At 67.0% G+C, this 16,402-nt stretch carries 13 protein-coding genes; 5 read left to right on the forward strand and 8 right to left on the reverse strand.

Going from position 1 to position 16,402, the window contains the following annotated elements:
* Window positions 1-140: 140 nt before the first annotated feature.
* The 6 genes from mshB to H2Q94_RS23330 form a co-directional block, all read right to left on the reverse strand.
* Window positions 141-983, reverse strand: a complete 843-nt coding sequence (mshB, locus tag H2Q94_RS23305; RefSeq protein WP_243789312.1) for an N-acetyl-1-D-myo-inositol-2-amino-2-deoxy-alpha-D-glucopyranoside deacetylase — start codon at window positions 981-983, stop codon at window positions 141-143.
* Window positions 984-993: 10 nt separating this feature from the next.
* A complete protein-coding gene (locus H2Q94_RS23310) occupies window positions 994-3,177 on the reverse strand; it encodes a helicase domain-containing protein (RefSeq protein WP_243789313.1) in 2,184 nt (727 codons plus the stop codon).
* Window positions 3,178-3,342: 165 nt separating this feature from the next.
* On the reverse strand, window positions 3,343-4,335 hold the full coding sequence (locus H2Q94_RS23315; protein ID WP_243789314.1) for a DUF3048 domain-containing protein: 993 nt from the start codon (window positions 4,333-4,335) through the stop codon (window positions 3,343-3,345).
* A 364-nt stretch (window positions 4,336-4,699) separates the two neighbouring features.
* Window positions 4,700-6,763: a xanthine dehydrogenase family protein molybdopterin-binding subunit gene (locus H2Q94_RS23320; protein WP_243789315.1), complete on the reverse strand. Its 2,064-nt coding sequence runs from the start codon at window positions 6,761-6,763 to the stop codon at window positions 4,700-4,702.
* Complete coding sequence (locus H2Q94_RS23325; protein WP_243789316.1) at window positions 6,760-7,740, reverse strand: FAD binding domain-containing protein; 981 nt, start codon at window positions 7,738-7,740, stop codon at window positions 6,760-6,762. Before H2Q94_RS23325 ends, H2Q94_RS23320 begins: the two co-directional genes overlap by 4 nt.
* Window positions 7,737-8,255 carry a 2Fe-2S iron-sulfur cluster-binding protein gene (locus H2Q94_RS23330; RefSeq protein WP_243789317.1) on the reverse strand — a complete coding sequence of 173 codons (519 nt, stop codon included), beginning with the start codon at window positions 8,253-8,255 and terminating at the stop codon, window positions 7,737-7,739. Before H2Q94_RS23330 ends, H2Q94_RS23325 begins: the two co-directional genes overlap by 4 nt.
* Window positions 8,256-8,424: 169 nt before the next feature.
* On the opposite strand from H2Q94_RS23330, the gene H2Q94_RS23335 reads away from it, so the two are divergent.
* Window positions 8,425-9,387, forward strand: coding sequence for a NaeI family type II restriction endonuclease (locus tag H2Q94_RS23335; RefSeq protein ID WP_243789318.1), 963 nt, complete (start codon window positions 8,425-8,427; stop codon window positions 9,385-9,387).
* Window positions 9,388-9,440: 53 nt separating this feature from the next.
* Here the strand turns inward: H2Q94_RS23335 and H2Q94_RS23340 are convergent, their stop codons facing one another.
* A complete protein-coding gene (locus tag H2Q94_RS23340; RefSeq protein ID WP_243789319.1) occupies window positions 9,441-10,253 on the reverse strand; it encodes a hypothetical protein in 813 nt (270 codons plus the stop codon).
* A gap of 175 nt (window positions 10,254-10,428) precedes the next feature.
* Here H2Q94_RS23340 and H2Q94_RS23345 point away from each other — a divergent pair, with 175 nt between their 5' ends.
* From H2Q94_RS23345 to H2Q94_RS23355, 3 genes are read left to right on the forward strand one after another with little or no spacing between them, the layout of a single operon-like run.
* Window positions 10,429-11,127 (forward strand): hypothetical protein, encoded by a 699-nt coding sequence (locus tag H2Q94_RS23345; protein ID WP_243789320.1) that lies wholly within the window; start codon window positions 10,429-10,431, stop codon window positions 11,125-11,127.
* A gap of 2 nt (window positions 11,128-11,129) precedes the next feature.
* Window positions 11,130-12,557, forward strand: a complete 1,428-nt coding sequence (locus tag H2Q94_RS23350; RefSeq protein WP_243789321.1) for a ParB N-terminal domain-containing protein — start codon at window positions 11,130-11,132, stop codon at window positions 12,555-12,557.
* A complete protein-coding gene (locus H2Q94_RS23355; protein ID WP_243789322.1) occupies window positions 12,554-14,389 on the forward strand; it encodes a DEAD/DEAH box helicase in 1,836 nt (611 codons plus the stop codon). The genes H2Q94_RS23350 and H2Q94_RS23355 overlap by 4 nt, the downstream gene beginning before the upstream one ends.
* 151 nt (window positions 14,390-14,540) lie before the next feature.
* On the opposite strand, the gene H2Q94_RS23360 is transcribed toward H2Q94_RS23355, so the two are convergent.
* A complete protein-coding gene (locus H2Q94_RS23360; protein ID WP_243789323.1) occupies window positions 14,541-14,978 on the reverse strand; it encodes a very short patch repair endonuclease in 438 nt (145 codons plus the stop codon).
* 152 nt (window positions 14,979-15,130) lie between these two features.
* Between H2Q94_RS23360 and H2Q94_RS23365 the strand changes: the two genes are divergently transcribed.
* On the forward strand, window positions 15,131-16,372 hold the full coding sequence (locus H2Q94_RS23365) for a DNA cytosine methyltransferase (RefSeq protein WP_243789324.1): 1,242 nt from the start codon (window positions 15,131-15,133) through the stop codon (window positions 16,370-16,372).
* Window positions 16,373-16,402: the final 30 nt, after the last annotated feature.

Consider the following 16,402-nt stretch of genomic DNA (forward strand, 5'->3'; position numbering starts at 1 on the left):
CGATGCCTCATTCGACCGGTCGGAACGGTCAAAGGGGACACGCACCTGAACCGGCAAGGCGGCGCCGAAGATCACGACGGAGGTCGGGCGCCCCTCCGCCGGACCGAACCGCCCTCCGCCGGACCGAACCGGGAGCGCCCTTACGCGAGGCCCGCGAAGAGGTCTTCCTCCGCGCCGAACGGGCCGTTGCCGGGGCCGCGGTCGCCGCGCACGAGGAAGTAGTGCTCGGTCGCGAACTCCGGACGCCGCACCAGCTGGGCGAAGAACCCGTCGTCGTCGACGTCGACCTGGCTGCGGTAGTGGCGCAGCGCAGCGATCTTCGTCTCGTGCTGGGCGGCGCCGTCGATCACCGCCGTGATGTCGGCGTCCGGGACGGTGTTCGGCTTGAAGTCGTCGATTCCCGCCTCCTGCATGCGCGTGATGAACGATTCGGGAAGCACCGACCAGTACACCTTCGGCACTTGCCAGGCCGCGCCGAGTTCCGGGAGGAACTCCGGGTCGGCTGCCGGGTCGAGCGCGTCCATCAGCGCGCGGTGCGCGGCGATGTGGTCCGGGTGGCCGTAGCCGCCGAAGTCGTCGTAGGTGATCGCGACGTGCGGCCGTTCGGCGCGCAGCAACGCCACCATCTCGCGGGTGACCTCGACGGGATCGGCGGCGGCGAACACGCCGGCCGAGGAGTTGCTCTCCAGCCCCGCCATGCCGCTGTCGCGCCACCGGCCGGGGCCGCCCAGCCAGTGGTGCCGGACGTCGCCGAACTCGGCGAGCGCCGAAGTGATCTCGCCCCGGCGGTGTTCGCCGAGCGCGTCCGGGGAGTCGCGCAGGTGCGCGAGGTCTTCGGCGATGACCTCGCCGAGTTCCCCGCTGGTGCACGTCACCAGGCTCACGGTGGCGCCTTCGGCGGCGTACCGGGCCATGGTGGTGCCGGTCGCGGTGGCTTCGTCGTCGGGATGGGCATGTACCAGTAACAAGCGGCGGTCGCTCATGCTTTCGAGCCTAGCCAACGTCTCCGACAACCCCGCCGGATTCCCGGATCGGGGCGGGCAATCGCGCCGTGTGCACGATGCCGAGCCGCTGGGTCGCCCTCGTCAGCGCGACGTAGAGCTCCGCGCCGCCGCGCGGTCCGTCGGCGATGCGGTGCGGTTCGGCCAGCACCACGGAATCGAACTCCAGGCCTTTCGCGGCCCCCGGCGTCAGCACGGTGTGCCCGGGCAGGTCCAGCGGCACCGGGCTGATCACCGCGAACGTGCCCGGCTGAGCGGCTTCGGACTCGGCGATCTCGTGCAGCGCGGCGCGCAGTCCGGCCGGTTCCACCTTCCGCGACCAGGGCGGGTGTCCGCTGCGACGGATCGAGAGCGGCGGGCGGGCGTCCGGGTCCGCGGCGGCGAGCACGGCGGCTGCCACGTCCATGATCTCGGCCGGGGTGCGGTAGTTCGTGGTCAGTTCGCGGTGGGTCCAGCGCTCCCGCACGTGCGGTTCGAACGCCTCCCGCCAGCTCCGGGCGCCCGCCGGTGAGCGGCGTTGCGCCAGGTCGCCCACCGCGGTGATCGCTTTGCCGGGGCAGCGCCGCATCAGCATCCGCCAGTCCATCGTGGACAGTTCCTGGGCTTCGTCGACGACGAGGTTCCCGTAGGTCCAGTCCCGGTCGGCGGCGGCGCGCTCGGCGAGCGGGCGGTGGTCGCGTTCTTCCTGCCGTTCGGCCAATTCCGCCGCGTCGATCACGTCGGCGGCCCGCAAGGTCTCGCCGTCCTCGTCGTCCCAGTCCTGCGCGGCGAGGACTTCGCGAGCATAGTCCGTTCGTTCCCGCCGAGCTCGTTCCTGTTGCGCCCCAACGGAAACCTGCGGTCCGAGGAATTCCACCGCCTCGTCCAGCAGCGCCACATCGGACACCGTCCAGGCGGCGCCGTCCGCGCGGAACAATTCCTCGCGGTCCTGCTCCGACAGCGAGGAGCACGCCGCCCGCAACCGCCGCCGGGAGCCGAACAGGTCCGCGAGCAGGCGTTGCGGTGTCAGCACCGGCCACAAGGAGTCGACGGCCCGGCGGAACTCCGCGTTGCCGGACAGCTCGAAGCGCACGTCCGCCAGCAGATCGGCGCGCAGCGCGACGTCCTCGTCCTCCAGCCAACCGTCCCCGATCAGGTCGACGGCGCGGTCGGCGATGCCGTGCAGCAGCGCCTCGCCGAACACCTCGTTTGCCGCGTTGTGCAGCGCCCCGCTCGCCCGCGCCCGCTCCCGCGCGGCGTCGGCCAGCTCGTGATCAAGTGGGACGGTGACGTCCGAGAGCCCGATCTCAATGGGCCGCGCAGGGGTTTCCTGCCGGTCTGCGACGGCCGCCGCGAGCACCTCGACCATCGCGCCGTCGCCCTTGATCCGTTGTGCCGCGGGCGAATCCTCGACGTCCGCGCGCACCCCGGGGAACAGCGCGCCGGCAGTGGCGAACACGACGTCGGTCTCCCCCAGCGACGGCAGCACGGTGCCGATGTAGCGCAGGAACGCCGGGTTCGGGCCGAGCATCAGCACGCCGCGCCGGGACAGCCGTTCTCGCTGCGTGTAGAGCAGGTAGGCGATGCGGTGCAAGGCCACGGCGGTCTTGCCCGTGCCAGGACCGCCTTCGAGGACCACAACGCCCGCCCGGTCCAACCGGATGATCTCGTCCTGCTCGGCTTGGACGGTGGCGACGATGTCGCGCATCGCGGGTTCTCGCGGCGCGTTCATCGCGGCGAGCAGGGCGGAACCGGGATCGTCGGTGCCGTCGAAGAACTCGTCGTGAAAATCCGTCACCTGTCGCCCCGAAAGACTCAGGTGCCGTCGGCGCACGAGCCCTTCCGGATTCGCGGCGGTCGCGCAGTAGAACGGGCGGGCCGCCGGAGCCCGCCAATCCAGTAGCAGCGGTTCGTGGCCGTGGTCCTCGTCGAACAGGCCGATTCGGCCGATGTGCATTCGGGAGTCCGCGCCGTCGATGCGTCCGAAGCACAATCCGCCCGCCGCCACGTTCGCTCGCGCGACCCGCGCCCGCCCGGCTGCGACGGAAACATCGCGCTGCCAGGCCGTTTCCGGGCTCACCGACTGCATGAGGGCGTCGGCGAGCGCCGCCGCGGCGGCCGCCCGCTCGGCGTCCAACCTGCCGTGCAGGAAGGCGACGCACTCCCGCTCCTCCGACAATTCCGCATTCTTTGACACTTCACTCCGCCTTTGATAAAATAGAGACATCAGCGCAGGTATTTATTTTTTAGCGCAATTCTCCATTTAAGCGGCAGTGTCAAGTCCGCGTTCTTCTTCCTGTTCGTCACCGAACGGACCGTTCGCCCGAACGAATCGGACGAACGGCCCCGAGCCCGGCGGCTCTCACAGCCGCTCGGTCAACGCCACCCACACCGGCCCCGGCGCGAACGGCAACGGCTCACCGGACGCCGTCGTGTACGTGGCACCCACGTCCGGACTCGGCCGGGACCATCGCGCGTCGAACGCCAGGCCGTCGCGCAGCACCACCGCGCGGCCCGAACCCACCGTCTCCGCGTGCGGCGAGACGCTCCCCTTGCTGTCGCTCAACGAGGAGTCGCGGACGTTGACCTCTTGCAGCACCACCGTCCCCGCACCGAGCCGCCCGCTGTCGGTGGCGGCGGCCGGTCGGCCGTCCATCGACACCAGCCACCGCCGCTGCTCCGGTGACCAGGTGAAACCGGTGGACGCGGCGAGGTAGTCGACCTGTGCGGACTCCCGCGGAACCCCGCCCGCCGGGGCAGGCCCGAACACCAGCGGCGCCTCCGGCGACCAGGCCGCGCCTGCCGGGACCTCATCGGGACGGACGAACAGGTTGTGCGGAACCGGGCGGTCATCACCGCGGAAGAACCCGCCCGGCGACCGTTCCGGCTGCACCGGGTCCAGCGGCGCCCCGTCCAACATCGGCAGCAGTTCCGGGGCCGCGCCGGAGAACACCAGCGTCGGCCTGCCGAACTGGGCGAGCAGCTCCAGGTCGGTTTCCCGAGCGCTGCGCACCGGCCCCACCACCGGTGGGCGGTGTTCGCCGAAGACCGCGACGAGTCTGCTCAAACCTCCCTCCACCGGTTCCACGACGACCATGTCCGCCGCGCCGATACCGGTCGGTGGCCGCGCCTCCGGCACGTTGTCGATCTTCACGGCGAGCACCGGTGGCCCCTCGCTCGGCGGCTCCGCCGCGGGCGCCTCGGCCATCGGCTCGGGAGGCGGGGCGGCGCCCTGCGGTGGTTCCGGGGCGCGCTGGGTCCGGGCCGGCTGACAGGCGAGACCTCCCGCCAGCACGGTCGCCAACACCGCCAGCAGCACCGCTGTCCGCGCCAGAACTCCTCGGAATCGCACCATGGCCCCACCCCTCACTCGGAGCCCCAGAGTGCCCCCTCGTTCGGGTGACAGACAAGACCCGCAAGGCCCTGACCAGGTGTTGTTCTTGAGTTAGTTACACCCGAGCGTCACAACCCCCACCACAACCAGACCAGTAGCGAGACCAACACCCCCGCCCGCACCTCCCGACTCGGAACAGAGTGAACGGACCGTTCGACCAACGACATTGGACGAACGGTCCGCTCACTCCGAAACCCGAGCTCGCCGCGCCCTCCTCCGGCGCCAAGCCGAAATGAGTGAACGGACCGTTCGTCCAATCTGCTTGGACGAACGGTCCGTTCACTCACATCCGAAGCCCCCGGCGTCGCGTCTCAGGGGCGCCTCCTCACCTGAGCAGCTTGTCCGGGGTGATCGGCAGGTCGCGTATCCGGATGCCGGTGGCGTGGTAGGCGGCGTTCGCGATCGCTGCGGGCGAGCCGACGATCCCGATCTCTCCGACGCCACGGCTGCCCATCGGGTTCGAATGCGGATCGTGCTCGTCGAGCCAGATCGCGTCGATGTCGGCGACGTCCGCGTGCGCGGCGATGTGGTACTGCCCGAAGTCGTGGTTGATGACGTGCCCGAACTGCGGGTCGAGCACGCTGTGCTCGTGCAGCGCCATCGACAGGCCCATCGTCATGCCTCCGATCAGCTGCGACCGCGCGAGCAGCGGGTTGACGACCCGGCCCACGGAGAACACTCCGAGCATCCGCGGCACCCGCACCTCACCGGTGTCGGCGTTGACTCGGACTTCGGCGAAGTGAGCGCCGAAGGAGTGCATCGAGTACCGCTGCGCGTCCGGGTTGTCGGGCATCGCCCCGTCCGCTTCATCGCCGTCGTCGGGGTCGGTGCCGAACTTCTCCCGGAATCGCCGCGCCGCGTCGACGACGGTCGAGCCCCACGACCCCAGCCCGGAGGAGCCGCCGGCGACGGTGGCGGCGGGCAGGTCGGTGTCGCCGATCTCCAACCGCACGTCCTCGAAGTGGCAGCCCAAGGCGTCGGCCGCGATCTGGCTCAACGCCGTCCAGGTCCCGGTGCCGAGGTCGGCCGCGCCGATGAGCACTTCGTACCGCCCGGCGTGGTGCCGGATGGTGGCGGTGGAGCCGGGCATGGCGTAGCGCGGATAGGTGGCGCTGGCGACACCGGTGCCGACGAGCCAGTCCCCGTCCCGATGGGGTTCGCGCCCGGCCCACCCGAACCGTTCGGCGCCTTCCCGGAGGCATTCCGCGAGGTGCCGGGCCGAGAACGGACGGCCGGTGCCCGGGTCGACGGCGGGTTCGTTGTGGGAGCGCAGTTCGATGGGATCCAGTCCGCACGCTTCGGCGAGTTCGTCCATGGCGACTTCGGTGGCGAACATGCCCGGCGCCTCGCCCGGTGCGCGCATCCAGAACGGCACCGGCACGTCCAGCGCGGCGAGCCGGTGGGTGGTGCGCCGGTTCGGCGCCGCGTACATGGTCCGGGTGCCGACCGCGGTCTGTTCGGCGAATTCCTGCACCGTCGCGGTCTGTTCGATCACGTCGTGGGCGACCACCGACAGCGTTCCGTCGCGGTCCGCTCCGAGCCGCACCCGCTGGATGGTGGGTGTGCGGTAGCCGACGAGCGCGAACATCTGCTGCCGAGTCAACGCCAGCTTCACCGGCCGTCCGCCCGCCATTCGCGCGGCGAGCGCGGCGAGGATGTTGTGCGCGTGCGCGGTGCCCTTCGATCCGAATCCGCCGCCGACGTGTGGTGCGATCACCCGAATCCGTTCCGGTTCCAGCCCGAGAACCGGCGCGATCCGGGACCGCATCACGTGCACGCCTTGCGTGGAGTCGTGCAATGTGAGGGTGCCGTTGCTCCAGCTCGCGATGGTGGCGTGCGGTTCCATCGGACTGTTGTGCTCCATCGGAGTCGTGTAGGTCTGCTCGATCACGACTTCCGGCCGGGCTGCCTCCACGTCGCCTTCGTGGCTCTCCGCGGGAAAAGCGGGATTCACGACCTCCGGTGTGTAGAGCGCCTCGTGGTTGGCCCGCAGCACCACGTCGTGCTGTTCCTGCCGGTACTCGACCCGAACCAGACCGGCGGCCTGCCTGGCGATCTCCGGTGTCTCCGCCAGCACCGCCCCGATCAGCTGGCCGCGGAACGCGACTTCCGGTGTCTGCAACACCCACAGCTCGGCGTCGGAGTCGGTGGCCAGCCGCGGCGCGTTCTCGTGCGTGAGCACCACCGCGACCCCGTCGAGGTCCTCCGCCGCGTGCGAATCGATGTACCTCACCTCGCCACGCGCGATCTCCGCTTGCAGCGGATGCACGTACAGCGGCGCGCTCGTCGGATGCTCGAACGCGTAAGGCGCGGTACCGGTGACCTTCGCCCATCCGTCGACCCGTTCCATCGGCGTCCCGATGGCCCGCGGCCGCAGCAAGTCCGTCATCGCTGCCCTCCCGTCAACTGCCGCAGCGCCGCGACCAGCGTGTTCCGCGCCATCGGAACTTTGAAAGCGTTGCCCGCCAACGGAGCGGCGGCCGCCAACTCCGCTTCCGCCGCGTCCCGGAACACCTGTTCGCCCACCACCGCACCACGCAGCGCGTCCTCGGCCTGCGTGGCCCGCCACGGCTTGTGCGCGACACCGCCGAGCGCGATCCGCGCTTCCCGCACCACGCCGTCCTCGACCTCGACGACGGCGGCCACCGACACCAGTGCGAACGCGTACGAGGCTCGCTCCCGCACCTTCCGGTAAACCGACCTCGAAGCCGTCCCCGGCAGATCCACCGCCGTGATCAACTCACCGTGCCGCAGCACGGTGTCCCGCTGCGGTTCGTCGCCCGGAAGCCGGTGGAACTCCGCGACCGGGATGCCGCGCTCACCACCGTCGCCCTGAACCCGCACGACCCCGTCCAGCGCGGCCATCGCCACGGCCATGTCGGAAGGATGCGTGGCCACACAGTGCTGCGAGGTTCCGAGGATCGCCGCGTCCCGGTGATGCCCGCCGATCGCCGAACATCCCGCTCCCGGCCGGCGCTTGTTGCACGGAGTCGTCACGTCCTGGAAGTACGGGCACCGGGTGCGCTGCATCAGATTCCCACCGGTGGTGGCCAGATTCCGCAACTGCCCCGAGGCACCCGCGAGCAACGCCTGCGCCAGCACCGGAAACCGCCGCCGGATCAGCGGATGCGCCGCCAGGTCGCTGTTGCGCACCGCGGCGCCCACCCGAACCCCGTCCGGCAGTTCCCGCACCTCGTCCAGCGGTAACCGCGACACGTCCACCAGCAACTCCGGATCGCTGACCCCCAACTTGAGGTGGTCGACAAGGTTCGTACCGCCCGCGAGGAACACCGCGCCCGGATTCCGCGTCACCGCCCCCACCGCGTGCGCGACGTCGGTGGCCTGCTCGTAGTCGAAGGGATTCATCGCGCGCCCTCCCCGGCCCGGCTTGCTCGCTCGGCCACCTCGCGGATGGCGGCCACGATGTTCACGTAGGCCCCGCAACGGCACAGGTTCCCGCTCATCCGTTCTCGGATCTCGTCGTCGCTGAGCCCGTCCACGTCCGCGGCGACGTCCTCGGTCACGTGACTCGGCCACCCCCGAGCGGCCTCGTCCAGCATCCCGACCGCCGAACACACCTGCCCCGGCGTGCAATAACCGCACTGGAACCCGTCGTGCTCCACGAACGCCCGAGCCACCGGCCGCTCCCCCAACCCGGCCGCCGTCGTGATCTCCGCACCGTCGCACTGCACCGCCAACGACAAGCACGTGAGCACCCGCCGCCCATCGACCAACGCGGTGCACGCCCCGCACTGCCCGTGATCGCACCCCTTCTTCACGGAGTTGACCCCGAGGTACTCCCGCAGCGCGTCCAACACCGTCACCCGAGGCTCCACCGCGAGCACGAACAACTCCCCGTCCACGGTCCACGTGATCTCCATGCCTGGCGCTCCCCTCCTCGACCAGTACTCGACAGGGTGAGCGCCAACCGAGTGGCCCGCTCGCCGCAGCGGTGACGGGTGGCGGTATCCGTGGGTCCACGGGTCGATAAAGGATCGACTATCGACACCCTCGGATAGCAGACACGTACGCAGCGTTATCTTGTACCTCGTGCCTGAAGACCTGTCGCTGTTCGACGCAGCATCGACCGAATCACCAGCAGAACCATCTGGCGAAACCGCGCTCGACGACGATGCTGGGCTCCGTGAGGTCGTGGACTGGTTCCGCGCCCAGGGCGACCTCGAAGATCTCTTCGGCTCGGTGTTCCGCCAATCCATCGACGAGGTTCTGGACGGGCAGCGGACCGGACGCTACGACATCGACGGCGTGACCAAGACGGAGAAGACTTACCTGGGCACGAAGGTGGAGATCGTCACCAAAGCGACCTTCGAGCTTGAACCGGGCACGAAGATGGACTACCGAATCGAGGGACACGAGGTCGATGCGAAGTTCTCACTGACCTCCCAGTGGCAAATTCCTAGCGAAGCCATGGGCCATCTTTGCTTGCTGATGGCCGCCAGCGAGCGACAGCGAACCTTCGAAGCCGGCGTCTTGCGCATAACCGAGGACCTGCTTAACAGTGGGCGCAACAAGGACCAGAAAGCGACGATCTCGAGTGCCGCCAGGAAGAAGATCATTTGGCTGTGCCACCGCAGTCCGATGCCTCCCAACATCCTCCTGACGCTGCCGACCGACCTGGCAGAACGGATCACCAAGCAGACGTCGGGACAGCGGCGGATCAACGAGCTCTTCCGGATCGAACAAGGGCGCGTGATCGACCGGAACACGGCGCTCACGGTCTCGATGCAGGCCGACGGCCTCAAACGCTGCCGGGACGCTCGTTCCCAGCTGCGAGATGAAGGGATCGTGGTGCTCGGGCACCAGAAGGACTCCCCCAGGATCGCTCGAGACCTCGAACTCCCGGTGCCGGAGAAGGGAACTTTCGTTTCCACACGCCTGGTCCCTGTACCTGCCGACACTACCGATCGGAACATCACCAGAATCAACGGCGGGTACTACGCGCGCGCGGAGCCTGACGAGCCCGCATCACCGGCGCCGACCATCGACTACTGAACTACCCGATCAACCAGCCTCAGCCCGCACGGCGCAGTTCCTCGCCGGCGGAGTCAACCGACCGAAGCGCGCATCGCGGCGCCGGCATCTGAGATGCGCCCGGACTCCTGCAACTGCAGTGCCAGTCGTATGACTTGGCGTTCGGGCTGCTCCCTGCCGTAGAGCTGGAGGAGTGTCTCGGCGAGGCTATGCTCCTCCCTGCCCCTGAACGCCGTCACGCAGGTCGCGACCGCCGGGGCGTCCAGCCGCTCCGGGATTTCCGCGATCAGCGCGAGCGCGTCCTCTTGCCTGCCGTCCGCGAGCGCTCCAGCGGCCTTCTCCGTTAGCTCGTCAACGGCGGCGGCGAGTTCACTCCGCTGCCGGTCCCCCTCGAACAAGGGGACCGGCAACTGTGCAGGCGTTGCGCTTGCCGACAGCGGAAACCGAACATCAATGTGGAATTTGTGACACGACTTTGCCTGTTTCTCCAGTTCACGGACACGGCGCACATGACCGGCGCATGCGGGGCAGCGCGCGTCCTTCGCCTTCCAGTACAAGCTCTCAAGCTCCTCGGCTGTGATGCCGACGGCATCGGCACCCGCGTCCTCGCAAGCAAGGTCACGCAAGGCTGAGACCAGGCGATATTCCGGGAATATGTCGCCACTCAGGACCTTGGAGAGCGTGCTGCCACCCATGCTGTAGCCATAGCCCCTTTTCAGGCGGTCGACGATTACGACCAGCGTCTGCCGCCTCCCCGACCCCAGGTGGCTACAGAAAAGTTTGAGCTGGTCAACCAGCTCGCGTCGCTCCTTCGAAAGACCTTCTCTGATGCGCCGCCCCACATCACCTGCTGCTGGCATATTCCAACCCTTTTCAGTGTCGCCCATCCTTCGCCGGTCATTCGCCCCGCGGAGTCATCTTGCCACTTTGAGAGAAAGATGATCAGGGCTTTGAAAACCTTCGACGCACGGTGTAGACCTGATTCAGCAAAGCGATCCCTGCGGCGACGTATTCCTGTCGTCGCGGACCAGTCCTTGATACCCATGCAAAGAGGAGCGACCAATGGATCGTCCATTGTGGACCGACAGGACGTACGGCAGCATGGTTCGCGCAGCGCTTTGGCTCGAGTCCGAGGTCGGAGAAGGGAACATCTTCAGCAAGAAGCAGCTGCGAGACGCCTTTCCCGAAGTGGCGCAGATCGACCGGCGTGTGCGGGATTTGCGCGATCGCGGCTGGCGGATCGACACGAGCCGCGAGGACCCATCCTTGCGCCAGGAAGAACAGCGCTACGCCAGAAAAGGCGAAGACGTCTGGCTTCGCAACCGCGGAAAGTCCGCGGCCACGGGAAGCCTGACGGCATCCCAGCGGACCAAGATCATGGCTGCCGACAACCACCTGTGCCGATCCTGCGGAATGGCAGCCGGTGACTTCTACGACGGCGGAGTCATGAGCGCGCAACTCGACGTGGCCCGGCGCCGCATCACGCTTGCTGATGGGTCGACCGAGATCCAGCTGATCACCGAATGCAACCGCTGCCGAGTAGGAGGCCGAGGCAAGGACGCCGACCCGGCCAAGGTGCTCGACGCCTTGGACTTCCTCGCTCCCCTCGAACGTCAGATCTTCGCCGGCTGGGTGAAGGCAGATAATCGCAAGCTCAACGGGATTGAGAAGCTCTGGGGCCTGTACCGGGCTCTCCCGGAGGAGTCGCGCACGACTGTGAAACGCGCGGTTGCCCCCTACGACCAAGCTGCTGGGAAGTGACGATGCTGCGCGAATTCCCTCCGCCGCCCCGTGCGGACGAGATCAGCAACCTGATCAAGAAACGCCTGGCCGAAGCACGTGAATCCGGCGGCGTGCGCGAAACCGTCACCGTCGACTGGAACCAGCAACCGCTGCACGTCGAGGTCCTCGAGCTACCGCTGAGCGAGCTGTTCTTCAACCCCGCCACGCACCGCATTCGCGCCCAGCGCAGCCATGACCCGGAACGCGACAAGGCCCTCGACAACGATCCCTACAGCGAGAGCAGCCAGGAGTACTTGAAGTTCCTGCTCCAGGCCGAGCCGGCGAATCCCGCCGTTCGCGATCCGAACTTCGACCACCTCAAGGAAAGCCTGCACGAGTTCGGGCAGAACGATCCGGGCTTGATCACCTACCACGGCATCGTCGTCAACGGCAACACACGTGCGGCCGCGCTGCGCGAGATCGGTGCGCAATCCATGCGCGTCGGCATTCTCCCGGAGTCGTTCACCTGGGCGGACATCAACGCAGTCGAGTTGTCGCTCCAGCTGCGCAAAGATCACCGGCGCGAGTACTCATACATCAACCGGTTGCTCGCGATGGAGGAACAAGCCGCTCTGGGCAGAACTCCGGAAACCATCGCCAAGGAGTTCCGCATCCGCGTGAACACTCTCCAGCAGGAGAGGTGGATTCTCGGCGTCATCCGAGATCTGATCGAGCGCAGCAAGACCGAGTATGGCGCATCGCTCGAGCTCATCGACTTCGAGGACCACCAGGAAAAGTTCAAAGAGCTGCACCGCGCTCACGAGAAGCTGGCGGCCTCCGACCCGGATCGGGCCGAGGTTTTCAAGGAGACTCGACTTTCCTCGATCATGCTTGGCTTCGCCAAGACCGACGTGCGCCACATCGAGGATGGCAGCTTTCCAGATACGTACCTCCAAGACGCGCTGCCATCGCAGTTGAATCCGCACGGTTCGGCCGAGGACGCCGTTTCGATCCCAGGCTTGGGCATGGCTATTCCTGGCGCGTCGTCAGCGGTTTCGTCAGCTCGCGCCCTCAGTGATCGGGTGCTCAGGGCCAAGGCCACGGCTAAAGCCGTCTCCGCCGAAGTCGGGGAGGACGAGAAGAAGGATGCGCAAGCCACTTTTGACCAGTTGAAGGTCTCCTTCGACAGCGCTATCGACAAGGCTGGCCGGGACATGCGAGTTCGGAAGCGCAAACAGCTGGCACCCGCCCGACTCGTGGACGCCTGCGCGGATATCGACCAATGCGTCGTGGAGCTGGTGCAGGCGCGGGCCGCACGCGCGCTGGACGAAGAGGCCTTCGACGACGCGGTGGTGAAGCTGCGGGACAGCGTGCGCAAACTGGCCCAGCAGGCCGGCCGGGGCATTTCCAATCCGGGCGATGGCGTCTCGTGGCTGCTCGACGCTGCAGCCAGCAGGGGCGTTTCATGACAGAAGTCGTCGGCGAAACATCCCTCCAACTCGGGTTCGATGAGACGCGGACCAAAGTGGTGCTCGCGACGGTCGAGAACCACCGGGGCGACCTCGCACAGCTCTCCGCCCGGTTCCGGACCGGCGCCCAGATCGGTCCGCACACCGTTTCGGTCGATCTGGACGATTTCCTCACCAGGCTCGGCACGATCAGTGCCTGGCCGCATCCGGCAGGCGTGGCATGGGCTGCGGACCTCCGGGAGCTGGTCCGCAGCAACATCCAGGACTCAGCCACAGTGCAAGCCAGGCTCAAAGCACCGGACGCACCTGAAGACATCACCGCAGACGACGTGCCAGCACTCCTCGGGACAGATTGGACCGCTGACCTGACGGAGTTCCAGAGCAGGGACATCGCGAAACTGCTGGCACTCCAGCACGGAGCGAACTTCAGCGTGCCCGGGGCAGGAAAGACGCGCGTGGCGCTAGGCGTCTACGCAGCGGAAAAAGCCCGTGGAAATGCGAAGCGGTTGCTCGTGGTCTGCCCGAAATCAGCTTACGAGTCCTGGCAGTTCGAGACGGGGGCGTGCTTCCAGAACCCACTGCGGACGTACGTCTTCGAGCGCTCACTCGACCAGTGGGCCGAGGTTCTGATCATCAACTACGAGCGGCTGGAACGTTCGCTCGGCACGCTTGCAAGCTGGCTCAAGGCCGCCCCTTCGATGGTCGTCCTCGACGAAGCACACCGGATGAAACTGGGCAGCCGTGGAGCTTACGGGCTGGCCTGCATGACACTCGGTCCGCTTGCGCGCCGTCGGCTGATCCTCACTGGAACACCGGCGCCCAATGGCGCGAAAGACCTCGAAAACCTCATGGGGTTCGTGTGGCCGGGACACGGCCACCGGACAGTGTCCTCCGCGGTGTCCGATGGAGATCTCACCTACGCGAGCAGCGTCCTGCGGCCACTGTTCACCAGGACGACCAAGCCCGAATTGGGACTTCCTCCGATGACCTCCGTCGTCCGATACCTAGACATGCCACCCCTGCACGAGGAGATCTACAAATCTCTGCTCGGCGACGTTGCCGGCAACACTGCGCGCGATGACCTGAGCGCGCTGGGCAAGACTGCGTTGCGCCTTCTGATGGCAGCGACAAGTCCTGCGCTCCTGCTGGAAGGGGCGAGCAAGCACGAGCCACTGGCGTACCGGCTTCCGCCGCTGGAGATCCCGCAGGGTGACTCGCTGCACACCCTCGTGCGCGACCTGCCCAGCTACGAGATGTCACCGAAGTACAAAGAAGCTGCCGCGATCGTCTCCGCGAACGCGGCCGAAGGGCGCAAAACCCTGGTCTGGACGACATTCGTACGGAGCCTGACGACCTTGGAGCAGCTCCTGGAGCAATACCAGCCTGCGGTTGTGCACGGAGGGACGTTGGATCGCGAAGAACAGCTCAGGCGGTTCCGGGAGGACCCGGACTGCCACGTCCTCGTTTCCAACCCGGCGACCCTCGGCGAGGGAATCAGCCTTCACCAGGTGTGCCACGACGCTGTCTACGTGGATCGGGACTTCATGGCAGGCCGTTTCCTGCAAAGTCTCGACCGCATCCACCGCCTCGGGCTCGCGCCAGGGACTGCAACCCGCGTCACCGTCCTCGCCGCGCGTGACACTGTCGACGAAGTGGTGCACGCGCGCTTGGATCAGAAGCTCGAGTTCATGGGCAAGGTCCTTGACGACCCGTCAGTCCAGCAGCTCTCCGATCTGCAAGAAGAACCCTCGGTCGCGGGCGGCCTGGACTCCAGCGATGTCCAGGCTCTGCTGCGGCACCTGGACGCGACGCGCTCGAGCGCTAATCGTTGACGCCACGATGAGCCGCGGCTCGTGGGCCGGGAGGCGCGCTCGAGGCAAGTAAACGCCGGACTGACTTGTGTCAGTCCGGCGTTCGGCTAGTCGCCTGTGCCGATCAGTCCGCCGAATCACCACATAGTGGCAGCCAAGCTGCGAGACGTCGTCAGCCCTTACGGCTACTATCGCTTTCATGTTCGATAGCCGTGATCGCAAGCTCAACCGCGGTTGCCAGCTGTTCGTGCTCCCAGATCCGAAGCACCTGCCAGCCAGCACGTTCCAGGGCGGCCGTCACTGTCCGGTCGCGCTCCACGTTCCGTGCGAGTTTGGGCGTCCAGTACCAGGCGTTGGACGCGGGCTGGCGTCCGTGTTCCGGGCAGGCGTGCCAGAAGCAGCCGTCGATGAAGATGGCTACCTTGCGCGCGGTGAAGACGATGTCCGGCTTGACCCGGACTCCTTCATCCAGCGACAGCCGATAATCCTTGCGATAGCGGTAGCCCCGCTTATGGAGCTCGCTTCGGAGCGCGACTTCCGGCTTGGTATCGCTGCGCCGGTTCGCCCTCATGTTGCGAGAGCGGCCTTCGCTGGCCGGCGCGGGGTACAAGCCCCTCTCATGGGCTGTCTCCCGCGCCCTTCGACGATCACTCGCAGACATGCTCACCAGACCAGTAATGCCGTCCAACGGGGCCAAGTGGCCATGGGGCAAGATACCCGCTTAGCCAGTCGCGTCGCGCGCACCCAGAAGGAGGAGACACCGTGAACGAGAGCTTCACCGCGGTGGAGATCTGCGCCGGCGCAGGTGGCCAGGTCCTTGGCCTGCACCAGGCCGGGTTCAAGCACGAGGTCGCAGTCGAGTTCGACAGCAATGCCTGCACCACATTGCGCCACAACGACATCACCCCCGTAGCCGAGGGTGACGTCGCTGATAGCTCTGTCTGGGATCCGCGCGACTACGAAGGCGTGTCGTTGCTGGCCGGAGGAGTCCCGTGCCCTCCGTTCACCATCGCTGGCAAGCAGCTCGGCGCGAACGACGAGCGGGACTTGTTTGCCTGGTCAGTTGAGCAGGTGGACAAGGTCCGGCCGCGAGCGCTCCTGCTGGAGAACGTCCGAGGCCTGAGCATGCCCCGCTTCGCCGGCTATCGGCAGCACGTCCTGGACCGGTTGGCCGACTCCGGTTACGTCGGCGAATGGCAGCTCTTGCAAGCTTCGGACTTCGCCGTACCCCAGCTGCGACCAAGGTTCGTGCTAGTGGCGCTGAAACCTGAGGACGCAGAATTCTTCCACTGGCCAAAGCCGGACAAGTTCGACCCCGCGCCTACCGTTGGCCAAGCGCTCTTCGATCTCATGGGCGATTGGAAAGGCGCCGATGACTGGAAGGGACACGCCGACAAGATCGCTCCAACGATTGTCGGCGGTTCCAAGAAGCACGGCGGTGCAGACCTGGGGCCGACCCGGGCGAAACGTGCCTGGGCTCAAATGCACGTGGATGCGATGGGCGTCGCAGACGCCCCTCCTGCTCGTGACGACGAATTTGCGATCGGCCCCAAACTCACCTGTGACATGGTGCAGGTTCTACAAGGCTTCGAAGGCCGATATGACTGGTCCTTTACCGGCAGGAAGACCTCGCGCTACCGGCAAATCGGGAACGCGTTCCCGCCACCTGTCGCTCATGCGGTTGGCAACGCCATTCTGAAGGCCTTCCGCAGGGAAGGGCCGCGGCGGGAAATCAGGCCCAGCGCTCAGGATCCGGTGTACCGCGCACTCGCCGAGGCGAACGACTTCTTGTCAGCAGCCAAACTGACCCGCCTCGCCGGAACCACGATGGGCACGTCGCAGCTCGAGCGTCACATCAGCATGCTCAGCAAGGACTTCGACATCGAGGTGGCAACCCGCGGCCAGACCACGAAGTACAAGCTAGGAAGCTTCAACGCCTTCGTCGGCCAAGAAGCCCACAGCCGACACGAAGCGTTCCTGAAGAACCGAGCCAAGATCAGCTAGTTCTTGCTTGTGCAGCACGCCATCATCCCG

It is taken from the genome of Saccharopolyspora gloriosae, assembly GCF_022828475.1.
In the GTDB taxonomy this organism is placed as follows: Bacteria; Actinomycetota; Actinomycetes; order Mycobacteriales; family Pseudonocardiaceae; genus Saccharopolyspora_C; species Saccharopolyspora_C gloriosae_A.